We start from the raw sequence: 19,081 nt of genomic DNA, 5'->3' as shown, positions 1-19,081 counted from the left end.
TGCGCGAGCGATCGATGCTGGATTTCAAGTGCCGCTGAGCGTGCACTGGGCAAGCAGACCGCGAGCCATCATCGAATATTGTTTGTGCCGGAAAATCAGTCGCCATTGCGACCCACCGAGCTGGCGCCAGAGTACGGCAGCTCGAATGGCGGCAAGCAGCAGGGTGCGGATTTGCGCGATCTGGGCTTCTTGGCGCAGGAACTGCGGGTTGCCCTCGACGACGATACGCGGCTGCAGAGTGGAAATGGTCTCGACGTAGAGCTGGGCGAGACGCGCGGCGATCAGCGGATCGGTGACATCGATGCCGCCAAGCTGTCGTGCGGTCGCTTCGATACCGGTGCGCAGCTTGCTCAGTATGGCGGGCCGTCTGGCCAGTTTGCTTTCCACGCGCATCACCGAGATCGCCACGCGCGTGACGGAAAGATCGCGCTTGTCGCTGTCCAGTTGTGCGATCAAGGTCTCCAGGCCGGGCCGCAGATTGCCCACGCCGCCGAACACGTCGGCGGGGCTGTCTGCGTCGATCTTGAAGATGCTGGCGAGGCTGGGTTGCATCGCGAACGGGTCGGCGCCACCGCGCACGGCCACCGTGCGCACGAGCGCGACCGCCTGGAACAAGCCCGCCAAGGCGATGACGCGTTCTTCCCTCATGCGGCAGCCCGCATGAGCCCGCCGAATGCCGCGTCGGTAGCCTCGATGATGCCGCCGCCGAGACATTCCTCGCCGACGTAGAACACGACCGATTGCCCGGGGGTGACCGCGCGCTGGTCCGAGTCGAAATCGACCGTAGCGCGCGCGCCGTCGACACGCACGCGGCAGGCCTGATCGGACTGGCGATAGCGCGTCTTGGCCGTGCACACAAACTCGGAAGCAGGAGCACGACCGGCGGTCCAACTCAGCTCGCCAGCGATCAGGCGCCGCGACTGCAACCATTCGTTTTCACCGCCCTGGGCGACGTAGAGCACATTCTTCATGACATTTTTGCCGACGACGTACCAGGCTTCGCTGCCTGCGTCGCGCCGGCCGCCGATGCCGAGGCCATTGCGCTGGCCGAGGGTGTAGTACATGACACCATCGTGCTCGCCGATACGGCGATCGTCGGGAGTGCGCAGTTCGCCGCGCTGAGCAGGAATGTAGTGGCCGAGGAATTCGCGAAAATCTCGTTCGCCGATGAAGCAGATTCCGGTCGAGTCCTTTTTGTCGTGCGTCTGCAGCCCGGCTTCGCGCGCCAAGGCACGCACCTCGGGCTTGGGCAATTCACCGACCGGGAACAAGGTCGAAGCGAGCTGTTCCTGTCCCAGCGCATGCAGAAAGTAGCTCTGGTCCTTGTTGGTGTCGCGTCCGCGCAGCAGCCGATGGCGCCCGTCGAGGCAGTCGGTGCGCGCATAGTGTCCGGTCGCGATCTTGTCCGCGCCGAGCGCGCGCGCATGCTCGAGGAAGGTCTTGAACTTGATCTCACGGTTGCACAGCACGTCGGGATTCGGTGTACGCCCGGCGCGGTATTCGGCGAGAAAATTCTCGAACACTTGGTCCCAGTACTCTGTTGCGAAATTGCGTGTGTGGAAGGCGATACCTAGCTTGCCGCAGACACGCAAAGCATCGGCGCGATCGCGGTCGGCTTGGCATTCGCCGAAACGCTCGTCCTCCTCCCAGTTCTGCATGAACAGGCCGGAGATGTCGGCGCCTTGGCGCGCGAGCAGCAGCGCGGCGACCGAGGAATCGACGCCGCCGGACATGCCCACCATGATTTTTGCGGATGCGGACAAGATTCAAAACCTGTGGCGAAGTGTGGCCGGATATGGCCGCTTTTCAATTTTCACGCTCATGGATGAACGTGCAGATACGACTGAACGACAGCGAGAGGATAGCGCTTGCCGGCAAGCCAGTCGTCGACGTTGCCGAGCACCATCGGGTTACGGTGGCGGTCCGGCTGCGCTGCGATTTCCTCGCGCGTCAGCCAAAGCGCGCGCACGATGCCATCGTCGAGCGCGTGCTGAGCGTCGTGGCTGACAGGGCGCGCGGCGAACGCGAAGCGCAGATATTTGGCGCTGCCGTCGGGCGTGTTCCACTGGTAGGCGCCGACAAAATCGGTCAGCGCGACGGTCCAGCCGGTTTCCTCGAACGTCTCGCGCACGGCGGCATCAAGCAAGGATTCGTCTTGTTCCAGATGACCGGCTGGCTGATTGAGCACGATTTCGCCACGAATGTCTTCCTCGACCAGCAGAAAACGGTCCTCGCGGCAGACGATCGTGGCCACGGTGACTCGCGGGCGCCACACGGCGTCGACAGAGGCGGCAGAACGTTCGAACATCGTTGATGGGAGAAGGAGTTCGGAGAACGCAAGATTTTACCTGAGGTCGCATGAATGCGACGCGGTTGAAACGCTTTGTGACGCCACCACATGGCCTGCGGGGAGGCACGTTTCGGCGCCTGCGGCGCTATACTCGAATCGCAACACTTACAGGCTCATCGATGGCACAGACACCGGACAAACTGCACGAACCCCAGCACGCCGTCGTGGTCGAAGAGGCGCGTCCGGAAGTCGCGCGACCTCCGCTTTATCAGGTGTTGTTGCTCAATGACGACTTCACGCCGATGGATTTCGTCGTGGTGGTGCTCGAGACGTTTTTCAATATGGATCGCGAACGTGCGACCCAGGTGATGCTCCATGTGCACACCCGCGGGCGCGGCGTCTGCGGCGTGTTCACGCGCGAGGTGGCGGAGACCAAGGTCACCCAGGTGAACGAGTTTTCGCGGTCGCACCAGCATCCATTACTTTGTACTCTGGAAAAAGCGTAGTCTTCCCACATATCGTGCGCTGGTAAGAAATGAAGGGCCTCTCATGTTCAGTAAAGATCTAGAGCTCACCATCGGCCAGTGCTACAAGGACGCGCGCGAGCAGCGCCACGAATTCATGACAGTCGAGCACCTCCTGCTCGCGCTGATCGAGAATCCGTCGGCCGCCGCCGTGCTGCGCGCCTGCAACGCTGACCTGGCCAAGCTCGGCAAGGATTTAAAATCGATCATCGTCGAAACCGTGCCGGTGCTGCCGAGCGGCGACGAACGCGACACCCAGCCGACGCTGGGCTTCCAGCGCGTGCTGCAGCGTGCGGTCTATCACGTGCAATCGTCGGGGCGGAAGGAAGTCACCGGCGCCAACGTGCTCGTCGCTATATTCGGCGAGAAGGACTCGCACGCCGTGTACTTCCTCAACCAACAGGAAGTCACGCGTCTCGACGTGGTCAACTACATCTCGCACGGCGTGGCCAAGATCGGCCAGGAATCCGCGCAGCCGGCGAGCGAGCCGGGCAAGGAAGGCGAGGGCGGTGAGGAGCCGCGCGGCAATCCGCTGACCGAGTTCGCGAGCAACCTGAACGAACAAGCACGCGCGGGCAAGATCGACCCATTGATCGGCCGCACCGAGGAGATCGAACGTACGATCCAGGTGCTTTGCCGCCGGCGCAAGAATAACCCGCTCTACGTTGGCGAAGCCGGCGTCGGCAAGACCGCGCTGGCCGAAGGCTTGGCTAAGCGCATCGTCGAGGGCGAGGTGCCCGAGGTGCTCAGGGAGTGCACGATCTACGCGCTCGACCTCGGCGCGCTCGTCGCCGGCACCAAGTACCGCGGCGATTTCGAGAAGCGCCTCAAGGCCGTACTCGCGCAGCTCAAGAAGGAACCGCACGCGATCCTGTTCATTGATGAGATCCACACGATCATCGGCGCTGGGTCGGCATCGGGCGGCACGATGGACGCGTCGAACCTGATCAAGCCCGTGCTCGCTTCCGGCGAGCTGCGCTGCATCGGTTCGACCACGTTCCAGGAATATCGCGGCGTGTTCGAGAAGGATCGCGCATTGGCGCGGCGTTTCCAGAAGATCGACGTGGTCGAGCCCTCGGTCGCCGAGAGCTTCGAGATCCTCAAGGGTCTGAAGTCGCGCTTCGAGGAGCACCACAAGATCGAATACACGAACGAGGCACTCAAGGCGGCAGTGGACCTGTCGGTCAAGCATATCGGCGACCGTCTCTTGCCCGACAAGGCGATCGACGTGATCGACGAGGCCGGCGCGCGTCAGCGCCTGCTGCCGGTCGAGCAGCGCAAGGCCGTGGTCGACGTGCCCGAGATCGAGTTCATCGTCGCACGCATGGCGCGGATTCCGCCGAAGCAGGTGTCGACGTCCGACCGCGACGTGCTGCGCAACCTCGAGCGCAACCTCAAGATGGTCGTATTCGGCCAGGATCAGGCGATCGAAGCGCTGGCCGCGTCGATCAAGATGGCGCGCTCGGGCCTGGGCAATGCGACCAAGCCGATCGGCAATTTCCTGCTCGCCGGCCCGACCGGGGTCGGCAAGACCGAAGTGACGCGCCAGCTCGCGATGCAGCTCGGCATCGAATTGATCCGCTTCGACATGTCGGAGTACATGGAGCCGCATTCGGTATCGCGCCTGATCGGCGCGCCCCCGGGCTACGTCGGCTTCGACCAGGGCGGCCTGCTCACCGAGCAGATCACCAAGCATCCGCACTGCGTCCTGCTGCTCGACGAGATCGAGAAGGCGCATCCGGACGTCTACAACATCCTGTTGCAGATCATGGACCACGGCAAGCTCACCGACACGAACGGACGCGAGGCGAATTTCCGCAACGTCATCCTCGTGATGACGACGAATGCGGGGGCAGCGCAGGCTGCACGCCGTTCGATCGGCTTCGTCGAGCAGAGCCACGCGACCGATGCGATGGAGACGATCCGCCGCGCGTTCACGCCGGAGTTCCGCAACCGTCTCGACGCGATCATCCAGTTCGCATCGCTCGACTTCGAGCACATCCTGCGCGTAGTCGACAAGTTCCTTATCGAACTCGAGGCGCAGTTGCAGGAGAAGCACGTCGCCCTGACCGTCGATGCCGACGCACGCCGCTGGCTCGCCGAGCACGGGTTCGACAAACAGATGGGCGCACGGCCGATGGCGCGCGTGATCCAGGAGAACGTCAAGCGTCCGCTCGCAGACGAGCTGCTGTTCGGCAAGCTCGCCGACGGCGGCAAGGTGTTCCTCAGCGTCAAGGACGACAAGCTTGACGTGCGTGTAGAGGCGGACGAGAAGCAGCCCGTTGTCGTCGAATAGGCGAAACATGCGGACACGAAAAAACGGCGCCCTCGTGGCGCCGTTTTTTTTTGCGTGGATGCGACCGCTTAACGGTGACGGTAGGTGATACGACCCTTGGTCAGGTCATACGGGGTCATTTCGACCTTGACCTTGTCGCCGGTGAGGATGCGGATGTAGTTCTTGCGCATGCGTCCGGAAATGTGCGCGGTCACCACGTGGCCGTTTTCGAGCTGCACGCGGAACATGGTGTTGGGCAACGTGTCGAGCACGGTGCCTTCCATTTCGATTTGATCGTCTTTTGCCATCGATTATTGTGTTCGGGGTTGCGGCGCGGCCGCAAGGCGCGCGATTTTGCCACGTTCACGGGCTTTTTGCGATCTTTTGAGGTAGAAACCCGCAAGATCGGCGGTCGATGGCGGCGTTCATCGAGTCAGATCGCAGGCATTCGTTGCCGCGATGCGATCGCGCCATGGGCCGATGAATCCGGCTGCAGCCGTTTGCATTTCGACCTGACGCATGAACTCCGCGCGCGGCATCTCGATCGCGCCAAGCGAGACCAGGTGCTCCGAGCGCACCTGCGCGTCGAGCAGCGGGAATCCCCATTCGTGCAAGCTGCAGCACAGAGCGAACAGGGCGATTTTGGAACCATTTGCGCGCGCGCCGAACATCGACTCGCCGAAAAACATGCGGCCCACCGCGACACCGTAGATGCCGCCGACGAGATCGTCGCCCGCATAGACCTCGAGGGAGTGTGCATGACCGAGGTTATGCAATTCACAATACGCTTCGAACATCTCGCGTGTGATCCACGTGGAGGGCTGTTTCGGCCTTGGCGCGGCGCAAGCGCGCATGACGTCGGCGAAAGCGGTATCGGCGCGGATTGTCCAATCGCAATGGCGCAAGAAGCGACGCAGCTTCGTTGAAAGGTGAATCCGGTTCGTCTCGAACACCATGCGAGGATCGGGCGACCACCACAGGATAGGCTCGCCGCGCGAGTACCAAGGGAAGATGCCGTGGCGGTATGCGTCGAGCAAACGCCGCGGCGACAGATCGCCGCCCACGGCTAACAGGCCGTTCGGTTCGTTCAGCGCCGTGGCGACATCCGGAAACGCCTCGTCCGAACCGGCGCGCAGGATCGGGATGCGGACCATCTTCAACCCTTCCTTTCAAGCGCAGGTTTGGGCGGGGATGGTGTCGGGGTGAAGTCTTGCGCGTGATGAGCGTAGGGCGAGTGAGCCATCAGCTCGGCGCGATATTCCTGCAGTACGGCGGCTTCGCGCGCGAGCGCGTCGCGCACGGCGGCGCGGAAACGCGCGTCGCGGATGTAGTGGTACGAACGCGTCATCGTCGGCAGGAAGCCGCGCGCGATCTTGTGCTCGCCCTGCGCGCCGGGCTCGAACGTGGTCAGGCCTTCGCGCAGACAGTACTCGATGCCCTGGTAATAGCACGCTTCGAAATGCATGCCTGGCACGTTGACCTCGCTGCCCCAATAGCGGCCGTAAAGCGTGTCGGACGAGCGCAGCATCAATGCCATGGCGACGATGGGCTCATCGTTGTGGTCTTGCACAACCGCAGAAGGGTAGACCGGGATCCCTGCAGGACTCTTCAATGAACGCCGGCACAGCACCGCCACGACCTGCCTGGGCATCGCGGTGCCGAGATGGCGAAAGAACTCCTCGCTCAGTGCAGGATGGTTGCCGCGCTCTTCGAATGTGTTCAGGTACAGCGCATGGATGCGACGCCACTCGCGCGTACCGAGTTCGTCGCCGTGGCGCAATTCGCAGATGATGCCGGCGCGCGCGACCTGCGCGCGCTCGGCGCGGATGTTCTTGCGCTTCTTGTGGTTGAGCGCGGCGAGGAATTCGTCGAAGCTCCGCCAGCGGCCATCGGTGACGGGATTGTTCTTCCAGTGGAATTGCCAATCGAAGCGGGCAAGCCAGCGGGCTTGTGCGAGTACCTGCGCATCGCCTTCGGCGACGAAGTTGACGTGCGCCGAGGAAAATCCATGACGCTCGACTTCGTCGGAGATGGCGGTGGCCAACGCGGCGCGCAGCGCCGGGCCATCTGCGCCGGCTTTTGTCAGCAGGCGCGCGCCGGTGACCGGGGAGTAGGGCACAGCGCCCAGCAGTTTCGGGTAGTAGTCGAGTCCGGCGCGTTCGTAGGCGCCCGCCCAGGACCAGTCGAAAACGAATTCGCCGTGGGAGTTGCCTTTCAGATACAGCGGCGCGGCGGCGACCAGTTCCCCACTTTCATACAGGCCGAGATGGTGTGCGCGCCAGCCGTATTCAGCACGTAGGCTGCCGCTTGTCTCCAGGCCGGCGAGGAATTCGTGGCGAAGGAACGGATTGTCGTCGGGAAGCAGGGCGTTCCAGGCGGCGGCATCGATGTCGCCGAGACGGGAGTGGAAGCGGGTTTGCATCGTTTGCCGTCATTCCCGCGTGCGGAAATGACGAGTATGGACGTTCAGCCTGCCAGTCCGAGCTTGTCGAGATACTTCTCCGCATCGAGCGCCGCCATGCAGCCGAATCCGGCCGAGGTAACGGCTTGACGGTAGACTTGGTCGGCAACGTCGCCCGCGGCGAACACTCCGGGCACGCTGGTCTCGGTGGCGCCGCCTTCGATACCTGTCTTGATCACGATGTAGCCGTTCTTCATGTCGAGCTGGCCGGCGAAGATCTCGGTGTTCGGCGCGTGGCCGATCGCGACGAACATGCCGTGCACGCTCAGATCGCGCGTCGTGCCGTCGTCGACATGCTTGATGCGAACGCCGGTGACGCCTTTGTCGTCGCCGAGCACTTCATCGACGGCATGGTTCCAGACCACCTCGACCTTGCCGGCCTGCTGCTTGGCCATGAGCTTGTCCTGCAGGATCTTCTCGCCGCGGAACTTGTCACGGCGATGCACGACGGTGACTTTCTTCGCGATGTTCGACAGATACAGCGCTTCCTCGACTGCGGTGTTGCCGCCGCCGATCACAGCGACTTCCTGGTCACGGTAGAAGAAGCCGTCGCAGGTTGCGCAGGCGGAGACGCCTTGGCCTTTGAATTTCTCTTCAGAGTCGAGGCCGAGATATTTCGCGGTGGCGCCGGTCGCGATGATCAACGCATCACAGGTGTATTCGCCGCTGTCGCCGACAAGGCGGATCGGCTTGGCTTTCAGGTCGGCCGTGTGGATGTGGTCGAACACGATCTCGGTGTCGAAGCGTTCGGCGTGCTTCTGCATGCGCTCCATCAGCGCCGGGCCTTGCAGGCCTTCGACGTCGCCGGGCCAGTTGTCGACATCGGTAGTCGTCATCAGTTGGCCGCCTTGGGCAAGGCCGGTGATCAGCACGGGCTTGAGGTTCGCGCGTGCCGCATAGACGGCTGCGCTGTAGCCGGCGGGGCCGGAGCCGAGGATGATCAGGCGGCTGTGCTTCGGGGTCGTCATGTATAATTTCTCTGCAGGGGAAGCGGTTTCGAGAAGGTTTCCAGTCGGGACGAAGCAGGCTAGCGCGGTTGAGCGGGAAACCTTCTCAAACGGCCTCCTCGTCCAATCCCGGCCGTTTCCTGGCAGTCACGCGGCGTGCTGGAACCTCGCAAGATGGGGCGCGAAGCTCTTCGAGTCAAGTCGGTAATGTGGATTCCACGGGTGCTTCCGCTGACCTGCGCTCGCGCAGCCGAGTTGCCGGTTTATGCAAGCAGAACATACGAAAAAACAATTCGTTAACGGACTAACTTAAGGTAGACTCCCGCGGTGGCGCGCGAATCAAGAAATACTTCAAACAAGACGGCAGGTACCGGTGCCCCGGTGATGCAGCGCGTCGTGCGCGAAGTCGCGATCATCGCCCTGCTCACCGTGGTCGTTTACCTGATCGCGTGCTTGGCGAGTTACAGTCCCGGCGACCCGGCCTGGTCGCACGCGACCTCGGCCCCGGTCATCCTGCACAACATCGGCGGCAAGGTCGGTGCCTATCTCGCCGACGTAACGTTCTGGTTCTTCGGCTATCTCGCCTATGCCTTCCCGCTGCTGCTTCTCGGCGTCGGCTGGGCGCTGTTCCGCGACCGTGAAGAGGAGTCCACGTCGGCCCTCGAGCCGGCCTTGCGCCTGATCGGCGGCGTCGCCTTCTTCATCGGCGGCACCGGATTGGCCTATCTGCACTTCAGCGACGCGGCATCGAAGCTGCCGGCCGGCGCGGGCGGCATACTCGGCATGGGCATCGGCAGTCCGCTGATGCGCGGATTTTCGTTCCCCGGCGCGACGCTGCTGCTGCTCGCGCTGTTCCTGATCGCGATCACGCTGGCGACCGGCTTGTCGTGGTTCAAGCTCATGGATGCGATCGGCCGCGGCATCTTCAGCATGCTCGACTGGCTCGGCACCAGTGCGAAGAAGGTCGAGGACGTGCGCGTCGCGCGCGCAGCGCGTGTCGAGCGCGAGGAGGTACGCAAGGTCGAGACCGTCCGCCAGACCAAACGCGAGCCGGTCAAGATCGAGACGCGCGACACCACGCCGATCGAGCGCAGCAAGCGCGCCGAGGCCGAAGCGCAGATTCCGCTGTTCGCCGGCGGCGCCAATCAGGAGCTGCCGCCGATGTCGCTGCTCGACCGGCCCAAGCAGCAGGTGAAAGGCTACTCGGAGGAGACGCTGGAAGCGCTGTCGCGCCAGGTCGAGTTCAAGCTCAAGGATTTCCGCATCGATGCGCAGGTCGTCGGCGTCTATCCCGGCCCGGTGATCACGCGTTTCGAACTACAGCCGGCGCCCGGCATCAAGGGCAGCCAGATATCCAATCTCGACAAGGACATCGCGCGTGGTCTGTCGGTGATCAGCGTGCGCGTGGTCGACGTGATTCCGGGCAAGTCGGTGATCGGCCTGGAAATACCGAACGTCGCCAAGGAAATCGTCTACCTCTCCGAGATACTGAGCTCCGAACGCTACGACTCGGTGAAGTCGCCACTCGCCCTCGCACTCGGCAAGGACATCGGCGGCAAGCCGGTCGTCACTGACCTTGCCAAGATGCCGCATCTGCTCGTCGCCGGTACCACCGGTTCGGGCAAGTCGGTCGCGGTCAACGCGATGGTATTGAGCCTGCTTTACAAGGCCACGGCCAAGGAAGTGCGCTTGCTGATGGTCGATCCGAAGATGCTGGAACTGTCCGTCTACGAGGGCATTCCGCATCTGCTTACGCCTGTGATAACCGACATGAAGGATGCCGCGAACGGCCTGCGCTGGTGCGTGGCCGAGATGGAGCGGCGCTACAAGCTTATGTCCGCGGTCGGCGTGCGCAATCTCGCCGGCTTCAACAAGAAGGTGAAGGACGCGGCCGACGCCGGCCAGCCGCTGCTCGATCCATTGTTCGTGCCCAAGCCCGACCTGCTGCCCGGTGTGGTCGCACAGCCGCTCGAACCGCTGCCGTACATCGTCATCATCATCGACGAATTCGCCGACATGATGATGATCGTCGGCAAGAAGGTCGAAGAACTGATCGCGCGCCTCGCACAGAAGGCGCGCGCGGCAGGCGTGCACCTGATCCTCGCCACACAGCGGCCGTCGGTCGACGTGATCACCGGCCTGATCAAGGCGAACATTCCGACGCGCATCGCGTTCCAGGTGTCGAGCAAGATCGACTCGCGCACGATCCTCGACCAGTCCGGTGCCGAAGCGCTGCTCGGCCACGGCGACATGCTCTATCTGCCGCCGGGCACCGCCACACCCGAGCGCGTGCACGGCGCCTTCGTCAGCGACGAAGAGGTGCATCGCGTCGTCCAACACCTGCGCGCGCAGGGCAAGCCCGAGTACATCGACGGTGTGGTCAACGACGTGCAGTCGCTCGGCGACGGCAAGATCATCGGCGAATCGGGCCTGCCTGAAGAGGTCGAAGACGGCGAGGACGGCGACACCGACGAGCTCTACGACAAGGCCGTTGCGATCGTCACTGAAAGCCGCCGCGCCTCGATTTCGGGCGTGCAGCGTCGCCTCAAGATCGGCTACAACCGTGCTGCGCGCCTGATCGAAATGATGGAAGCGCAGGGCATCGTCAGCGCGCCGCAGCACAACGGCAACCGCGAAGTGCTGGCGCCGCCACCGCCGGAACTTTGAGCCTCGCCGCCGTGCTTACGGCGTTCAGCCAGGTTTGCGGATACTTTCCACGCCTTTTCCCTGGACCACGAGTCATGCGCGTTTCCGTTCTCGCCCCGCTGTTGTTGAGTCTTGTTGCCGGCACCGCGTCCGCCGCGGACACCGCGCGCGCGCGCCTCGATGCATTCTCCAAGGGCCTGACCTCGGTCTCGGCGAGCTTCGAGCAACAGATCAGCGACATCCATAGCGGCAAGACCAAGATCAGCCGCGGCACACTGTCATTGAAGGCGCCGCGCCAGTTCCGCTGGGACACGACCACGCCGTACAAGCAGCTCATCGTTGCCGATGGCGAGAAGGTGTGGATCTACGACCCCGATCTTGAGCAGGTGACCGTGCGCGCGCAGGGCACCGAGGAAGCGCACAGTCCGCTGACCGTGCTGACCGATCTCTCGCAACTCGATCGCGACTTCACCACGAGCGAGCAAGGCGAACACGATGGCCAGGTCTGGCTGCGCCTCAAGTCGAAGGACAAGGAGCCGCAGTTCGAGTACGCGGACCTCGGCTTCGATCAGACAGGTCTAGCGAGCATGGCATTCAAGGACACGTTCGACAACAGTACGCAGATCCGTTTTTCGGGCTGGCAGCGCAACGCGAAGCTCGCCCCAGATCTATTCAAGTTCACGCCGCCGAAAGGCGTGGATGTCGTCGGCGATGCGACGCCGGCCGCGGAAACCCATCCGCTCAAGCCGTAGCGGAATCCGCGCGCGCCAGCTCCAATGAGTGGGCGAAATCCGGTGAAAAGCGCAATTGCCTGCCATCGGGCTTGACGCCCATCTGGGTAAGGATTTGCAGCGGCTGCTCGCGCAGGCCAGAGAGGATGACTCGCGTGCCGTGGCGTTCGCAGCGCTCGAGAAATTGCTGCAGAGCGGTGACGCCGCTCGTGTCGATCAACGGCACCAGGCGCATGCGCAAGATAAACAGGCGAGGCGGCGCCGGGAATTGATTGAGCACATCGTCGAGGCGGTTGGCGACGGCGAAGAACAGCGGCCCGGAAATCTGGAATGCTTCGACGCCCTCGGGCAGCTGCGCACGTTGGGTCGGTTCGGCACCGTCGGGGCTATCGGTGCCGTCGGCGTCCTCGTTGACCAGTGAGATGTTCGACTGCATCGCGACGACCTCGCTCATGCGATGCATGAACAGGAATGCCGCGAGCACGAGGCCGACCTCGATCGCCACGGTCAGGTCGAATACCGCAGTGAGCACGAAGGTGAGAATCAGCACGACGCGGTCGCCGATCGGCCCGCGCATCAGGTGCCTGAAGCTCTCGATCTCGGCCATGTTCCAGGCGACGATCAGCAATACGGCGGCGAGCGTCGCCAGCGGCACGTAGCGCATCAACGGCGCGAGCGCCAGCATGAAGACGAGCAGGAACAGCGCGTGCAGGATGCCGGCGATCGGTGTGGTCCCACCCGAGCGCACGTTCGTCGCGGTGCGTGCGATCGCGCCCGTCGCGGGCAGTCCGCCGAACAAGGCCGAGCCGACGTTGGCGACGCCCTGGGCGATGAGTTCGGCGTTCGAGCGATGCCGGCCGCCGATCATGCCGTCTGCGACGACCGCCGAGAGCAACGATTCGACACCGGCGAGGAAGGCGATCGTGAACGAGCTCGGGAACAGCTCGACTGTGCGCTCGAACGGAATGTGCGGAATTGCGAAATGCGGCAGCGCCGCCGGAATGCCACCGAAGCGCGAACCGATCGTTTCCGCCGGCAGCGTAAGCAACGTGCAGACGAGTGTGCCCAACACGACAGCGATGAGAAATCCCGGCCAGTTCGGCCGCAGACGGCGTACGCCGACGATCACGACCACGCTGGCAATCGACAACACGAGCGCGGCCGGCGTGAGATCGGGCAGGTGCTGGAAATAGGCCTGCCAGCGCGGGAAGAATTCCGCCGGCACCGCGCCCATGCGCAGGCCGAGCAGATCCTTAACCTGGCTGGCGAAAATACTGACCGCGATGCCCGCGGTGAAACCCGTAACGACCGGTTTCGGAATGTATTTGAGCAACGTGCCGATACGCAGCACGCCCGCGGCGATCAGCATGAAACCGGCGAGCAGGGTGCACAGGATCAATCCGCCGTATCCGAATTTCTCGATCACGGTGAACACGACCGGGATGAATGCGGCCGTCGGCCCGCCGATCTGCACGCGCGAACCACCGAGAAACGAAATCAGGAAGCCCGCGATGATCGCCGTATGCAGACCCTTCTCCGGCGTCGTGCCCGAGGCGATGGCCAGAGCCATGGCGAGTGGCAGAGCCACGATAGCGACGGTTAGTCCCGCGATGGCGTCGTGGCGCAATGCGTCGAGACTGTACCCCCGGCGGAGCACCGTCCACAGCTTGGGTTCGTAGATTTGCCAGGACACAGGCGCGGCGATAGACATAATTTTTGATTGTAAGCCATAGCTGGCATCGAGCTTGATCTGGATCAAGATAAGGCGCGATAACCCGATCGCGTATCATTCGTGCATGGCACGTCGCAAATCCGAAACCAGCGCTCCGTTGTTTGCCGAACCGGAAGGATTGAAGCCGCTCGCCGAGCGTATGCGCCCGCGCACACTCGATGAAATCGTCGGGCAGACGCGCCTGCTCGGTCCCGGCACGGCATTACGCCGTTCGATCGAAGCGGGTCATGTGCATTCGATGGTGCTGTGGGGACCGCCCGGCTGCGGCAAAACGACGCTGGCCCTGCTGCTCGCCAAGTACGCCAACGCGCGCTTCAAGGCGATCTCGGCGGTGCTGTCCGGCCTCGCCGACGTGCGCGCGGCGCTCGCCGAAGCGGAAGTCGCCTTTGCCCAGGGCGAGCGCAGCGTGCTGTTCGTCGACGAAGTGCATCGCTTCAACAAGGCGCAGCAGGACGCATTCCTGCCGCATATCGAGAAGGGCGTGATCCTGTTCGTCGGCGCGACGACGGAGAATCCCTCTTTCGAGTTGAATTCCGCGTTGCTGTCGCGCTGTCGCGTGCATGTGATGGACGCGGTGTCGGTCGAGGCGATCGTCGAGGCGCTGCAGCGCGCGCTGCACGACGAGGAACGCGGGCTGGGCCAATTGAACTTGAAGGTCGACGATGCCGCGCTCGGCTTGATCGCGCAAGCTGCCGACGGCGACGTGCGCCGCGCGCTGACCCTGCTCGAAATCGCCGCCGATGTGGCCCGCGACGGCGTCATCGACGACACGACGTTGAGCCAGGTGCTGGCCGACCGCACGCGGCGTTTCGACAAAGGCGGCGAGCAGTTCTACGACCAGATTTCGGCCTTGCACAAATCGGTGCGCTCGTCCGACGCCGATGCTGCGCTGTATTGGTGTACGCGCATGCTCGATGGCGGTGTCGATCCGGCCTATCTCGCGCGCCGACTCACGCGCATGGCGATCGAGGACATTGGTCTGGCCGATCCACGCGCGCTGACGCTCGCACTCGAAGCCTGGGACACCTACGATCGCCTCGGTTCGCCCGAAGGCGAACTCGCGCTGGCCGAAGTGGCGATCTATCTGGCGATTGCGGCGAAGAGCAACGCTGCTTATGCGGCATACGGCCAGGTGAAAAGGCTGATTGGCGAAACCGGCACGCTCGATGTGCCGATGCACCTGCGCAACGCGCCGACCAAGCTCATGCAAGGACTCGGCTACGGCAAGGGTTATCAATATGATCCCGACGTCGAAGGCGGCATCGCCTACGACCAGCAGTGCCTGCCCGATGCGCTTGTCGGTCACGAGTTCTATCGTCCCGCCGAGCGCGGCCTCGAAGCGAAGATCCGCGAGAAACTCGACGCGGTGAGAAAGGCACGCGGCGCGGCGTTGAGGAAGCAACAGGGCGATTCCTAGGCACTAGGTCGCCACTCCGGCGGGGATGACCGGAACGACGAGCGAGAGCAAAGTATTCCTGCCGTGAATACTTGCGGCCGACCTTTCTATTATTCGCGCCGTGTCGCGATGTCTAGACTGCCTCCACGAGTCCTTTCGTGGAAGCCTTCGTGTCGTCTTCGCTGCCCCTGCTGCGCCATTACATCGACGGCGAATTCGTCGCCAGCGCAAAACGCTTCGCCAACGTGTCCCCAGTCGATGGGCGCATGCTCGGCGAGGTCTGCGAGGCCGACGGCGATACGGTGAACCGCGCCGTGGCGGCGGCGCGGGCTGCGCAGGCCGGCGCCTGGGGCCGCACCAGCGCAGGCGAACGCGCCGATGCTTTGTTGCGCATCGCGGCTGGCATCGAGCGGCGTTTCGAGGAGTTCGTCGCGGCCGAGGTCGGCGATACGGGTCGCTCGGTAAAGCAGGCAAGGTCGCTGGATATTGCGCGAGGTGTGCAGAATTTCCGCACGTTTGCGGAACTCGTACGCCAGGCCGGCGGCGAGTTCTACGAGATGCGCGCGGCCGACGGCAACGATGTCTTCAGCTATACCGTGCGCAAGCCACATGGCGTGGTCGCGGTGATTTCGCCGTGGAATCTGCCGCTGTTGCTGCTGACCTGGAAAGTCGCGCCGGCGCTGGCCTGCGGCAATTCCGTCGTCGCCAAGCCTTCGGAGGAAACGCCGGCCAGCGCGAGCTTGCTCGCCGAAGTGATCCACGAAGCTGGATTGCCTGCCGGCGCATTCAATCTCGTGCACGGTTTCGGTCCCGATTCGGCCGGAGAATTTTTGACCCGCCATCCCGATGTCGACGCGATCACGTTCACCGGCGAGTCGCGCACGGGCGAGGCGATCATGCGTGTCGCGGCGGCAGGCGTGCGCGAGGTGTCGTTCGAGCTTGGCGGCAAGAACGCCGCCGTGGTCTTCGCCGATGCGGATTTCGACAAGGCCGTCGCCGGCGTGCTGCGTTCGAGCTTCACCAATTCGGGCCAAGTCTGCCTTTGCTCGGAACGCGTTTACGTCGAACGGCCGACCTTCGAGCGCTTCGTCGCTGCGCTGAAGGCCGGCGCCGAGAAACTCAAAATCGGCTACCCCGACGAGGACGATGTCGACATGGGCCCGCTGATCTCGCGCGCGCATCGCGACAAGGTGCTCGACTACTTCGCGCTTGCGCGCGCCGAGGGTGCGACCGTCGTCACCGGCGGCGGCGTGCCGCGCTTTGGCGATGCCCGCGACGATGGCGCCTACGTGCAGCCGACGATCTGGACCGGGCTCGACGACGGCGCGCGCTGCGTTCGCGAAGAAGTGTTCGGCCCCGTCTGCCACGTCGCGCCGTTCGATTCCGAGGAAGAAGTCGTGCGCCGGGTCAACGATTCCGAGTATGGCCTCTGTGCGGCGCTGTGGACGCGCGATCTCAAGCGCGCACATGCGCTGTCGCGGCGCTTCCGTGTCGGCATGGTCTGGGTCAATACCTGGTTCCTGCGCGACCTGCGCACGCCGTTCGGCGGTGTCGGGTTGTCGGGCATCGGCCGCGAAGGCGGGCGGCATTCGCTCGATTTCTATTCCGAACTCACGACGGTTTGCGTCAATCCTTAGAGGCATGTCATGAACGATCAACGAGCGACCGTGGTGCAGGGCAAGGCGAAGCCACGCGGGCGCTTTCCGCACATCAAGCGTGCCGGCGATTTTCTGTTCGTCTCGGGCACAAGTTCGCGTCGCGCGGACAATTCGATCGCCGGTGCGAAAGCCGATGCGATGGGCACGACGACGCTGGACATCCGCGAGCAAACGCGCGCGGTGATCGAAAACATCCGCGACATCCTCGCGATTGAAGGCGCGACCCTTGCCGATGTCGTCGAAATTTCGAGTTTCCTCGTCGACATGAACGACTTCGGCGCCTACAACGAAATCTACGCAGAGTATTTCGACGAAACCGGCCCCGCACGCACGACGGTGGCGGTGCATCAACTGCCGCATCCGCATCTGCGCATCGAGATCAAGGCCGTGGCGTACGCGCCGATCCAGTCGGCGCGGAACGAAAAACGGGGGCAGCGATGAAGATCGACATGCATTCGCATTTCTTCCCGCGCATCGATCGGCGCGAGGCGGCGCAGTTGTGTCCGCAGCGCGCGCCATGGCTGCACACCGAGGGGCGCAGCGGGCAAATCATGATCGGCGAGAAAGCATTCCGTCCCGTCGATGACGTCTTGTGGGATTCCTCGCGGCGTACCGACTATCTCGACGAACAGGGCGTCGACGTGCAAGTGATGTGCGCGACGCCGGTGATGTTCGGCTACGAGCAGCCGATCGAGCGTGCGTTGCCGTGGGCGCAGCGCATGAACGACCGCGCGATCGAAATGACCGCGCCGGCGCCGAAGCGGCTCAAGGTGCTCGCCCAGGTGCCGCTGCAGGATTTCGACGCGGCCTGCCGCGAAGCGAGCCGGGCCAAGGCCTGCGGGCATGTCGGCGTGCAGATCGGCAACCATGTCGGCAGTCTCGATCTCGATCACGATGATCTCGTCGCGTTCCTGACGCATTGCGCGCACGAAGACATTCCCGTGCTCGTGCATCCCTGGGACATGATGGGCCGCGAGCGCATGAAGAAGTGGATGCTGCCGTGGCTCGTCGCGATGCCCGCGGAAACGCAGCTCGGCATTCTTTCGCTGATCCTTTCCGGCGCGTTCGAGAAACTACCGTCGAATTTGCGCTTGTGCTTCGCGCACGGCGGCGGCAGCTTCGCCTTCCTGCTCGGCCGCGTCGACAACGCCTGGCGCCATCGCGACATCGTGCGCGAGGACTGCCCGCAACTACCGTCGAGCTACGTCAGGCGTTTCCACGTCGATTCGGCGGTGTTCGATCCGCGTGCGCTGCAATTGCTCGTCGACGTAATGGGTGCGGATCGCGTGATGCTCGGTTCCGACGCGCCGTTCCCGCTCGGCGAGCAGGACATCGGCGCGGGCGTGCTCGGGCATACGGCGCTGGCCGATGCCGACAAGCAGCGCATCTGTGCGGACAACGCGCGCGCGTTCTTCAGTATCTAAGTCGGCTTCGAGTCGTCGAAATCGCTCAGGTGCTCGCGGCTGGCGATGCGCAGGCATTCGCGCAGCATCAACGACGCCGGCGTCGGCTCGCGCGTCGCCGAATAGAAGCAGCCGATGTCGCCGAAGTGGAGCAGGCCGCCGAGGTGGAATTCCTTGAGCAGGCCGGCGTCGGCGAAGTTACGGATCGCCTCGCGCGGCATCAGCGCGATGGTACGCTGGTCCTGCATCAAGGTGATGTTGGTGAGGATCGACAGCGATTCGACGATGTTTTCAGGAATCGGCAAGCCGGCCTCGGCGAACAGCGCGTCGGCGGTGCGGCGCAGGAACGAATCGCGCGTCGGCAGCACCCAGGGATACGCGTGCAGGTCGGCGAATTTGATGCTTCGCTTCTTGTGCATCGGATGGCGCGCACCGGCGACGACGCAAAGCGCTTCGCGGTAGAGCGGCTCGACCTTGAGCACGGGCGATTCGTTGCGCCCGCTCCAATCGCGCACGTCCCAGTCGTCGGGTATGCGGCTGACCACGAGATCGAGTTCGCCGTCGGCGAGCGCGGGAAACAGCTGATCCATCTGGCCGACGCGCAGCGAGAGCAGCACTTTCGGCGCTTTCTGCTTGAGCAACTGCGTCGCACGCGGCAGCAACCAGGCTGAGGCGGAGATCAGCGTGCCGACGATGACATGGCCGGCGCTGCCTTCAAGAAACGCATTCACCTCGTCGGTCAGCAGGCGCAGGTCGGCAATGAACGACTTCGAGCGCTGCAGGATACGCTCGCCGAGCGGCGTCGCGGTCACGCCGCGGTTGCCGCGCAGGAGCAGCGGCGCGCCGAAATACGACTCGAGTTCGTGGATGACCTTGGTCACCGACGGCTGGGTGAGATTGAGCGCCTGCGCCGCGCGCAGAATCGAACCGCTCTCGAGCACCTGCGCGTAGACGATGAGCTGATAGAACTTCAGCTTGCGGGCGATCGAGAGCGTGGTGAACTTCATCGGAACCTCTC

The 19,081-nt window shown here is 63.7% G+C and carries 17 protein-coding genes; 8 read left to right on the top strand and 9 right to left on the bottom strand.

Annotation, left to right across the window (positions count from 1 at the left end):
- Positions 1–24: 24 nt before the first annotated feature.
- The 3 genes from hflD to F455_RS0117475 form a co-directional block, all read right to left on the bottom strand.
- Complete coding sequence (hflD, locus tag F455_RS0117485; RefSeq protein ID WP_018974614.1) at positions 25–648, bottom strand: high frequency lysogenization protein HflD; 624 nt, start codon at positions 646–648, stop codon at positions 25–27.
- Entirely contained in the window at positions 645–1,742 is a 1,098-nt protein-coding gene (gene mnmA, locus F455_RS0117480; protein ID WP_018974613.1) for a tRNA 2-thiouridine(34) synthase MnmA, read from the bottom strand. The genes hflD and mnmA overlap by 4 nt, the downstream gene beginning before the upstream one ends.
- Before the next feature lie 77 nt (positions 1,743–1,819).
- Positions 1,820–2,308, bottom strand: coding sequence for an NUDIX hydrolase (locus F455_RS0117475; protein ID WP_018974612.1), 489 nt, complete (start codon positions 2,306–2,308; stop codon positions 1,820–1,822).
- A gap of 161 nt (positions 2,309–2,469) precedes the next feature.
- Between F455_RS0117475 and clpS the strand changes: the two genes are divergently transcribed.
- Positions 2,470–2,796, top strand: a complete 327-nt coding sequence (gene clpS / locus F455_RS0117470; RefSeq protein ID WP_018974611.1) for an ATP-dependent Clp protease adapter ClpS — start codon at positions 2,470–2,472, stop codon at positions 2,794–2,796.
- A gap of 43 nt (positions 2,797–2,839) precedes the next feature.
- Positions 2,840–5,110: an ATP-dependent Clp protease ATP-binding subunit ClpA gene (clpA, locus tag F455_RS0117465; RefSeq protein WP_018974610.1), complete on the top strand. Its 2,271-nt coding sequence runs from the start codon at positions 2,840–2,842 to the stop codon at positions 5,108–5,110.
- A 68-nt stretch (positions 5,111–5,178) separates the two neighbouring features.
- Here the strand turns inward: clpA and infA are convergent, their stop codons facing one another.
- From infA to trxB, 4 genes are all read right to left on the bottom strand, one after another.
- Entirely contained in the window at positions 5,179–5,397 is a 219-nt protein-coding gene (gene infA, locus F455_RS0117460) for a translation initiation factor IF-1 (protein ID WP_018974609.1), read from the bottom strand.
- Between the two features lie 117 nt (positions 5,398–5,514).
- Positions 5,515–6,243, bottom strand: a complete 729-nt coding sequence (gene aat / locus F455_RS0117455; protein WP_020684100.1) for a leucyl/phenylalanyl-tRNA--protein transferase — start codon at positions 6,241–6,243, stop codon at positions 5,515–5,517.
- 2 nt (positions 6,244–6,245) lie between these two features.
- Entirely contained in the window at positions 6,246–7,511 is a 1,266-nt protein-coding gene (locus F455_RS21315; protein WP_018974607.1) for a GNAT family N-acetyltransferase, read from the bottom strand.
- Between the two features lie 44 nt (positions 7,512–7,555).
- Positions 7,556–8,518, bottom strand: a complete 963-nt coding sequence (gene trxB, locus F455_RS0117445) for a thioredoxin-disulfide reductase (RefSeq protein ID WP_018974606.1) — start codon at positions 8,516–8,518, stop codon at positions 7,556–7,558.
- Between the two features lie 363 nt (positions 8,519–8,881).
- Between trxB and F455_RS0117440 the strand changes: the two genes are divergently transcribed.
- Both F455_RS0117440 and lolA read left to right on the top strand, forming a co-directional pair.
- Complete coding sequence (locus tag F455_RS0117440) at positions 8,882–11,164, top strand: DNA translocase FtsK (protein ID WP_018974605.1); 2,283 nt, start codon at positions 8,882–8,884, stop codon at positions 11,162–11,164.
- Between the two features lie 74 nt (positions 11,165–11,238).
- Positions 11,239–11,895, top strand: coding sequence for an outer membrane lipoprotein periplasmic chaperone LolA (gene lolA / locus F455_RS0117435; RefSeq protein WP_018974604.1), 657 nt, complete (start codon positions 11,239–11,241; stop codon positions 11,893–11,895).
- Here lolA and F455_RS0117430 read toward each other — a convergent pair.
- The gene (locus tag F455_RS0117430) at positions 11,885–13,585 is read right to left on the bottom strand and encodes a SulP family inorganic anion transporter (RefSeq protein ID WP_018974603.1); all 1,701 of its coding nucleotides are present in this window, start codon (positions 13,583–13,585) and stop codon (positions 11,885–11,887) included. The genes lolA and F455_RS0117430 overlap by 11 nt on opposite strands.
- Positions 13,586–13,670: 85 nt before the next feature.
- On the opposite strand from F455_RS0117430, the gene F455_RS0117425 reads away from it, so the two are divergent.
- The 4 genes from F455_RS0117425 (at position 13,671) to F455_RS0117410 (ending at position 18,084) form a co-directional block, all read left to right on the top strand.
- Positions 13,671–15,023, top strand: a complete 1,353-nt coding sequence (locus F455_RS0117425; protein WP_018974602.1) for a replication-associated recombination protein A — start codon at positions 13,671–13,673, stop codon at positions 15,021–15,023.
- A gap of 149 nt (positions 15,024–15,172) precedes the next feature.
- Positions 15,173–16,639: a 2-hydroxymuconic semialdehyde dehydrogenase gene (locus F455_RS0117420; RefSeq protein WP_026293503.1), complete on the top strand. Its 1,467-nt coding sequence runs from the start codon at positions 15,173–15,175 to the stop codon at positions 16,637–16,639.
- 9 nt (positions 16,640–16,648) lie between these two features.
- Positions 16,649–17,101, top strand: a complete 453-nt coding sequence (locus F455_RS0117415; RefSeq protein WP_018974600.1) for a RidA family protein — start codon at positions 16,649–16,651, stop codon at positions 17,099–17,101.
- On the top strand, positions 17,098–18,084 hold the full coding sequence (locus F455_RS0117410; RefSeq protein ID WP_018974599.1) for an amidohydrolase family protein: 987 nt from the start codon (positions 17,098–17,100) through the stop codon (positions 18,082–18,084). The genes F455_RS0117415 and F455_RS0117410 overlap by 4 nt, the downstream gene beginning before the upstream one ends.
- Here F455_RS0117410 and F455_RS0117405 read toward each other — a convergent pair.
- The gene (locus tag F455_RS0117405; protein ID WP_018974598.1) at positions 18,081–19,070 is read right to left on the bottom strand and encodes a LysR substrate-binding domain-containing protein; all 990 of its coding nucleotides are present in this window, start codon (positions 19,068–19,070) and stop codon (positions 18,081–18,083) included. The two genes, F455_RS0117410 and F455_RS0117405, sit on opposite strands and share 4 nt — an antisense overlap.
- Between the last annotated feature and the right edge of the window lie 11 nt (positions 19,071–19,081).

Origin of the sequence: Rudaea cellulosilytica DSM 22992 (genome assembly GCF_000378125.1) — a bacterium.
GTDB classification, from domain to species: Bacteria; Pseudomonadota; Gammaproteobacteria; order Xanthomonadales; family Rhodanobacteraceae; genus Rudaea; species Rudaea cellulosilytica.
Note: the sequence above shows the minus strand (reverse complement) of the source record. Positions and strands in the feature narration are given on the sequence as shown.